Source organism: Mycobacterium sp. UM_CSW, assembly GCF_000455205.1.
Lineage (GTDB): Bacteria > Actinomycetota > Actinomycetes > Mycobacteriales > Mycobacteriaceae > Mycobacterium.
Window position 1 is genome coordinate 1 of sequence record NZ_AUWQ01000050.1, and the last position, 6,834, is coordinate 6,834.

General features: G+C 67.2%; 9 protein-coding genes. 5 read left to right on the forward strand and 4 right to left on the reverse strand.

The genetic code is table 11. The annotated features are described in order from the left end of the window. A partial coding sequence (locus N415_RS18055) for a serine/threonine-protein kinase (protein WP_152531459.1) occupies positions 1-617 on the reverse strand: 617 nt, incomplete at its 3' end. Between the two features lie 79 nt (positions 618-696). Continuing rightward, the gene (locus N415_RS18060) at positions 697-1,590 is read right to left on the reverse strand and encodes a peptidylprolyl isomerase (protein ID WP_068184860.1); all 894 of its coding nucleotides are present in this window, start codon (positions 1,588-1,590) and stop codon (positions 697-699) included. A gap of 107 nt (positions 1,591-1,697) precedes the next feature. Between N415_RS18060 and N415_RS18065 the strand changes: the two genes are divergently transcribed. Genes N415_RS18065 through N415_RS18080 form a run of 4 tightly spaced genes read left to right on the forward strand, consistent with a single transcriptional unit; the run spans position 1,698 to position 4,500 of the window. After that, positions 1,698-2,360, forward strand: a complete 663-nt coding sequence (locus N415_RS18065) for an MBL fold metallo-hydrolase (protein ID WP_068113690.1) — start codon at positions 1,698-1,700, stop codon at positions 2,358-2,360. Continuing rightward, positions 2,357-3,619, forward strand: coding sequence for a histidine--tRNA ligase (gene hisS / locus N415_RS18070; RefSeq protein WP_068184861.1), 1,263 nt, complete (start codon positions 2,357-2,359; stop codon positions 3,617-3,619). The genes N415_RS18065 and hisS overlap by 4 nt, the downstream gene beginning before the upstream one ends. 48 nt (positions 3,620-3,667) lie before the next feature. Next, positions 3,668-3,976 (forward strand): hypothetical protein, encoded by a 309-nt coding sequence (locus tag N415_RS18075; RefSeq protein ID WP_068184864.1) that lies wholly within the window; start codon positions 3,668-3,670, stop codon positions 3,974-3,976. Between the two features lie 50 nt (positions 3,977-4,026). Further along, on the forward strand, positions 4,027-4,500 hold the full coding sequence (locus N415_RS18080) for a hypothetical protein (protein WP_068184867.1): 474 nt from the start codon (positions 4,027-4,029) through the stop codon (positions 4,498-4,500). Between the two features lie 24 nt (positions 4,501-4,524). Here N415_RS18080 and N415_RS18085 read toward each other — a convergent pair whose 3' ends face one another. Next, positions 4,525-4,971: a hypothetical protein gene (locus N415_RS18085; RefSeq protein WP_068184870.1), complete on the reverse strand. Its 447-nt coding sequence runs from the start codon at positions 4,969-4,971 to the stop codon at positions 4,525-4,527. A 21-nt stretch (positions 4,972-4,992) separates the two neighbouring features. Further along, complete coding sequence (locus N415_RS18090; RefSeq protein ID WP_152531460.1) at positions 4,993-5,469, reverse strand: DUF6636 domain-containing protein; 477 nt, start codon at positions 5,467-5,469, stop codon at positions 4,993-4,995. 270 nt (positions 5,470-5,739) lie between these two features. On the opposite strand from N415_RS18090, the gene N415_RS18095 reads away from it, so the two are divergent. After that, positions 5,740-6,834, forward strand: a 1,095-nt coding sequence (locus tag N415_RS18095; protein ID WP_068184878.1) for a 13E12 repeat family protein, incomplete at its 3' end; no start/stop codon positions are given.

Consider the following 6,834-nt stretch of genomic DNA (forward strand, 5'->3'; position numbering starts at 1 on the left):
GTGAGGCACTCGTAGAGCACACAGGCCAACGAGTACACGTCGGCGCGGTGATCCGTTGTGCCCCTGAAGCGTTCGGGCGCCAGGTACGCCACGGTGCCCATCGTGGCGCCGGTGCCCGTGAGCTCGGTGTCGGTCTGCGCGCGGGCGAGGCCGAAATCGATCAGGTAGACGAAATCTCGCGCCGCGGTCACCAGGATGTTCTTCGGCTTGATGTCGCGGTGGATCAAGCCCACCGAATGGGCCGTATCCAGCGCCGCCGCAACCTGTTCGATCACCGCGACGGTCCGCTCGGGGCTGAGCCGCCCACCGCTTTGGACGATGTAGTCCGCCAGGTCGCGCCCCTCGATCAGTCGCATGTCGACATACAGCTGGCCGTCGATCTCGCCGTAGCCGTGGATGGGCACGATGTGGGGATCGTTGAGGCCGGCCGCGATGCGTGCCTCGCGGCGGAACCTTTGCTGAAACTGATTGTCCTCGGCCAAATGCGGCGGGAGCACTTTGAGCGCCACCACCCGATCGGTGGCGGGGTCGTAGGCGCGGTACACACGTCCCATGCCGCCCCGGCCCAGCAACCCCATTATCTGGTAGCGGCCGAACGACTCCGGATCCACGGTCACCCCACGAACCATAAACGGTGGATCAGGTGAGACTGGCGATTCTCACCAATCCGCCGCCGGTGTTGCGCGGGGCCAGGGCTTAGTCGAGCAGCAGCGACTTGATGGTGACTTCGCTGGCCGGGGCCCCGTCCTCGCCGCCGCCGGCGACGCCGGCCTTGGCGATCTTGTCCAGGACGGCCAGCCCGTCGGCCTGGATGGTGCCGAAGACGGTGTACTGCGGCGGCAGCTGAGAGTCCTTGTAGACCATGAAGAACTGGCTGCCGTTGGTGCCGGGTCCGGCGTTGGCCATGGCCAGGGTGCCGCGCGGATAGACGACCGGCTGCTGAGCCTTGGGGTCGTTGGGCGGGTACTGGTCGGTCGGGTACTCGTTGGCGAACTGGTAGCCGGGGCCGCCGGTGCCGTCACCCTTCGGGTCGCCGCATTGCAGGACGCCCAGCGTGTCCGAGGTGGTCAGCCGGTGGCATTTGGTGCCGTCGAAGTATTTCTGGCCGATGAGGCTGGCGAAACTGTTGACCGTGCAAGGCGATTCGTTGTTGGCCAGCATCAGCCCGATGTTGCCCTGACTGGTCGCCATGCTCGCGCTCACCTGGCCCGGGTCCGTCGGGACCTTGCCGGTCCGCGGCGGCTTTACCTGTTTGGCGGCCGCGTCCGACGACGCCGGGTATTGGCAGTTGGCGCCCAGGTTGGCCGACGGCTTGAACGGCGGCAACGGCGGAACGCCCGTCGGTCCGGGCGTCGTGCTGTCGGGGGAGCTGCTGGCGGCGGTGGTGCTGGTTGGCGCCGCGGTGTTGCTCTTGTTCTCGTGCTTGGTGTTGACGATGGCGATCACCACCGCGACGATCACGGCCACCGCCGCGACCGAACCCCCGGCGATCACCACGATCCGGCGCCTTCTGGCCTGCTTCTGGCGCTTCTCGAGCTGCCGCTCGAGTTTGCGCTTGGCGTTCGCACGTCGCTGTTCGTTGGTCGGCACGGCCGGAATGCCTCCATGGTTGGTATGTCGGGGCCCGAGATTGCCAGCCCAGGCTAATGTGGGCGCGGTGACCGGTGCCAATCGGGTCCCGTGGGAAACTGGGAACCGTGTTGATCACTGGATTCCCCGCCGGCATGTTGCAGTGCAACTGCTATGTGCTGGCTGACCGGCCCGGAACCGACGCCGTCATCGTCGATCCCGGTCAGCGCGCGATGGGTGCGCTGCGTCGAATCCTGGACGAGAACCGGCTGACCCCCGCCGCGGTGCTGCTGACCCACGGGCACATCGACCACATGTGGTCCGCGCAGAAGGTTTCCGACACCTTCGGCTGCCCCACCTACATCCATCCCGAGGACCGCTTCATGCTGACCGACCCGATCCACGGCTACGGCCCGCGGTTGGCGCAGCTGGTGACGGGCGCGTTCTTCCGGGAGCCCAAGCAGGTGGTGGAGCTGGACCGCGACGGCGACAAGCTGGATCTGGGCAGCGTGACCGTCAACGTCGACCACACGCCCGGGCACACCCGCGGCTCGGTGGTCTTCCGGGTGGCCGGGGACAAAGAGGTGGTCTTCACCGGCGACACGCTCTTCGAGCGCTCGGTGGGCCGCACCGACCTGTTCGGCGGCAGCGGCCGCGACCTGCTGACCTCGATCATCGACAAGCTGCTGGTGCTGGACGACAAGACCGTCGTCCTGCCGGGCCACGGGCCGTCGACCACCATCGGCGCGGAGCGGCGTTTCAATCCGTTCCTCGAGGGCCTGAGCCGGTGACGGAGTTCTCTGCCCCCAAGGGGGTGCCGGACTACCTCCCGCCCGATTCGGCGCAGTTCGTCGCGGTGCGCGACGGGTTGCTGGCTGCGGCCCGCCGGGCCGGTTACGGCGACGTCGAGCTGCCCATCTTCGAGGACACCGCCCTGTTTGCCCGCGGCGTCGGCGAATCCACCGACGTGGTGTCCAAGGAGATGTACACGTTCGCCGACCGCGGTGACCGCTCGGTGACGCTGCGGCCCGAGGGGACCGCCGGGGTGGTGCGCGCGGTGATCGAGCATGGCCTGGACCGCGGCGCGCTGCCGGTGAAGCTTTGCTATGCGGGCCCGTTCTTCCGTTACGAGCGTCCGCAGGCCGGGCGGTATCGCCAGCTGCAGCAGGTCGGCGTCGAGGCGATCGGCGTCGACGACCCGGCGCTGGACGCCGAGGTGATCGCCGTCGCCGACGGCGGCTTCCGCTCGCTGGGCCTCGACGGGTTCCGGCTGGAGATCACCTCCCTCGGTGACGAGAGCTGCCGCCCGCAGTACCGGGAACTGTTGCAGGAGTATCTGTTTGGGCTCGACCTCGACGAGGAGACGCGGCGACGCGCGCAGCTGAATCCCTTGCGGGTGCTCGATGACAAGCGACCCGAGGTGCGGGCCATGACGGCCGACGCGCCGGTGCTGCTCGACCACCTGTCGGACGGCGCCAAGCAACACTTCGACACGGTGCTCGCCCACCTCGACGCGCTCGGGGTGCCGTACGTGATCAACCCGCGGATGGTGCGCGGGCTGGATTACTACACGAAGACCACCTTCGAGTTCGTGCACGACGGTTTGGGCGCGCAGTCCGGGATCGGCGGCGGCGGGCGCTACGACGGCCTGATGCGCCAGCTCGGCGGACAAGACTTGTCGGGCATCGGGTTTGGGCTGGGGGTGGACCGGACCATGCTCGCGCTGCGCGCTGAGGGCAAGACGGTGGGGGAGACCACGCGCAGCGACGTGTTCGGGGTGCCGCTGTCCGAGCCGGCGAAGCTCTCGCTGGCGGTGCTCGCCGGGCAGCTGCGCAGCGCCGGTGTCCGCGTCGACCTGGCCTACGGCGACCGCGGGCTCAAGGGCGCGATGCGCGCGGCCGACCGCTCCGGTGCCCGCATCGCCCTGGTGCTCGGCGAACGCGACATCGAGGCCGGGACCGTCGGGGTGAAGGACCTCGCGTCAGGTGAGCAAGTATCCGTCGCAACGGATTCCGTTGTCACCGAGGTGCTTTCGAAGTTGGCCCGGTAGCCGATCCGGCGCAAGAATCTCGCAAGCGGCCGGCGCTACATTGCGGTCATGGATACCACCCTGAAGAAAGTGGTTGCCGGGGCGCTGCTTTCGGGCGGCGTCGCGGTGGCGGGTTTGGGGCTGACCGCGAGCACCGCCCATGCCGACAACTTCACCGTCCCGCACGACTGGTGCCCGGGGAAGCCGCTGCCGATGCCGGATGTCCGGTGGGACATGAACGTCTGCCACCACTGGTACTGGGTCCCCGTCGGAGGCATGGGGAACGTCGGCCAGTTCGTCTGGGAGGGCGACGCCCCCCGGCAGCCGCTCGGACCGCCGCCGTGTTACGGAGCGCCCATCTGCTTGCCAGGGTTGTAGTCGACAGGCAATCATCGGACGGCAACCGAATACCCAGAAGGATTTTTGCCATGCCCAAATTTGCTGTCCGCTCGATCGCGGCGCTCACCGCGACAGCGGCCGCCCTCGTTGTGCATGCCGCGGTCGCCAACGCCGATCCGGCGGACAACACGCCGATGCAGACGGCGCGCGGCGACTACGTCGGAAAGTGGCAGAGGCACGAAAGCATGATGACGATCGCGCCCGACGGCACCGGGACGATCCTGCTCGGGTCCAGCGCCCGCGACGGCGAGAAGTGGACCATGCGCTGGACCCAGGGCGACGGTCTGGGTCTCACGATCAGGTTGGATCAGCGCATCGGTGCGTGGGGCGACGGAATGGACAGCACCCTCAACGATCACACCGCGTGGAAGGCCGAGCTCGTCGTTTCCCCAGACGGGGTCACCGTCCTGCACTTAGCCGACAACGACGCCGAACTCAGCGATGCGAACGCAGGTGACATCTGGTGCGGCAAGTATGGCTCCAGCCGCTTCTGCGGCGCCTGACGAGCGTCCGCAGCCGCACGTGACTCAGCCGACTTCGTAGGAGTCGCGCGAGAGGCGGAAGAAGTGCCCGGTTTTGGTGTTGGTGCAAGTTACCCCCGATGGTTCGCTATCGCAGCGGAGCACGCCGAGCGATCGCGAATGGCCGTAGTCGAGTACGGGCCAGGAGGAGGGAAGTAGGGAAGCGTATGCGTCGCAGCCCACGTCTGGCTGAGGCCTTGAGATGTTCAGAATCGCCGCAACACCAGTTGCCGAAGTGCTGCACGTTCCCGGTGTCTGAAATGTGTGATCAGCAAGATCACACTGCACATTGTTATTGCCGTTATCGCCCGGCACCAACAACATCGTGCAGGCGATGTTTCCTGACGGCGACTGAAAGTCGACCTCCTCGTTGTCGGCGTGCGCGGTCGCGGCCAGGCCAACCGTCGCCGCGACACTTGCGATCGACATCGTCGCGATCATTTTGATTTTCATCGTTGCTCCTTTCGGGCTCGATCAGCCCACCTGGTAGGACTCCCGCGACAATTGGAAGAAGTGACCGGTGCTGCTGTCGGTGCACGTCACGCCGGATTGTTCACTGTCACAACTGATCGCGCCAAGCGAGCGCGTTTTCTGGCCGTAGTCGAGCGTGGGCGATATCGGCGTTTTGTTATCACCAACGACACACGGCGTGTCCTTAGGCGACGACGGGGATCCGCCCTGCCAAAGCCCGAATTGCGGCCAGGCAACCAAGCCGCCGGATTGGCATTGCCCCGCGTAGGTGGAGTTCGCGATGGTGCAAACGACGCCCGGATCGGTCCCCTGGGCATAGCCCATCTTGCAGTGGATGTTGCCCGACGGGGACTGAAAGTCGTGGCTCTCGTCCGCGTGTGCAGCGGCCGGAAGGCCGGTGGCTGCCGCGACCGCCGTCATTGCGACCAAGGCGAGCTTCGTGATTGTCATGGCCCGCCGGTGGTACGACGTTGTGGTCATTGGGCGTCCTTTCGGGACGGACATCGCGGGGGTCTAGGGGTGCCGTGCTCGGGCAAACAATCCCGCGGCCGGCTTGCCTGATCCTTGTGCGATTCTTGCGGCGGCCTCGAAGCATCGGCGGAATTGTCGGGGGGTGATGTCTCAGGACATCGGTGACAGTTCTGCATCAGGACATTGGTGGCGGTTGGTGTGTCAGGACTTCGGTGACGGTTGTCCGGGCTTGGGGCACGCGGCCGACTCTTGTCGCCGGGTGCGGTTATACTCGAACACATGTTCGATGAAGCTGCTCGTGCCGAGGTGATGGCCCGGTTCGACGAGATGATCGAGCGGTGCTATCCGTCGACGACGGCGCAGTCCGCGGCGCTGCTGGACGAGATCGGCGTGTTCGCGCGGGTGGAAAACCGGGCGGCGGCCGCGCAGTTGGAGGCGATCGGGCGGTTATTCGGGTATCGGCTTTCGCGGTGTGCGGAGACCGAGGACTGGGCGATCGACACCATGGAGGCGGTTGCGGCAGAGGTGGGGGCGGCGTTGCGGATCAGCCAGGGGCTGGCGGCCAGCCGGCTGCACTACGCGCGGGCCATGCGCGAACGCCTGCCCTTGGTGGCCGAGGTGTTTCGGGCCGGCGATATCGATTTGCGGCTGTTTCAGACGATCGTGTATCGCACCGATCTGATCGAGGATCGCGACGTGTTGGCCAGGGTGGACGCGCAGCTGGCGGCCAATGTGGCGCGCTGGCCGTCGATGAGTCGGGGCCGGTTGGTTGGGCAGGTGGATCGGATCGTGGCCCGCGCCGATGTGGATGCGGTGCGCCGGCGCGCCAAGGCCCAGCGCGATCGGGAAGTGTGGATCGGGCCGGATCAGGACGGCACCGCCCAGATCGGCGGGGTGCTGTTGACCCCGGATGCCCACGCGCTGGACAAGCGGCTGAATGCGTTGGCGGCCACGGTGTGTGCGCACGATCCGCGCACCCGCGAGCAGCGCCGCGCGGATGCGCTGGGGGCGCTGGCCGCCGGGGCGGATCGGCTGGGCTGCCGCTGCGGCAGAACCGACTGCGCGGCCGGGAAACGCCCGCCCGCGGGCCCGGTGGTGATCCATGTGATCGCCGAACAAGCCACCCTGGACGGGCACAGCAGCGCGCCGGGCTCGGAGCTCGGCGCTGAGGGGCTGATCACCCCCGAGCTGCTCGCCGAACTCGCCAAATCGGCCAAGCAGGTGGCGTTGATCCACCCGGGTGATGCGCCGCCGGAGGAGGGGTATGTGCCGTCGAGGGCGTTGGCCGATTTTGTGCGGTGTCGGGATTTGACGTGTCGCTGGCCGGGCTGTGATGCCCCGGCCATCGGCTGCGATATCGACAGAGAAGATGGG

Bases quoted from the DNA above. Each gene is read 5' to 3' on its own strand.
- N415_RS18075 (WP_068184864.1), top strand. From the start codon at position 3,668: ATGGATACCACCCTGAAGAAAGTGGTTGCCGGGGCGCTGCTTTCGGGC.
- N415_RS18080 (WP_068184867.1), top strand. From the start codon at position 4,027: ATGCCCAAATTTGCTGTCCGCTCGATCGCGGCGCTCACCGCGACAGCG.
- N415_RS18085 (WP_068184870.1), bottom strand. From the start codon at position 4,971: ATGAAAATCAAAATGATCGCGACGATGTCGATCGCAAGTGTCGCGGCG.
- N415_RS18090 (WP_152531460.1), bottom strand. From the start codon at position 5,469: ATGACCACAACGTCGTACCACCGGCGGGCCATGACAATCACGAAGCTC.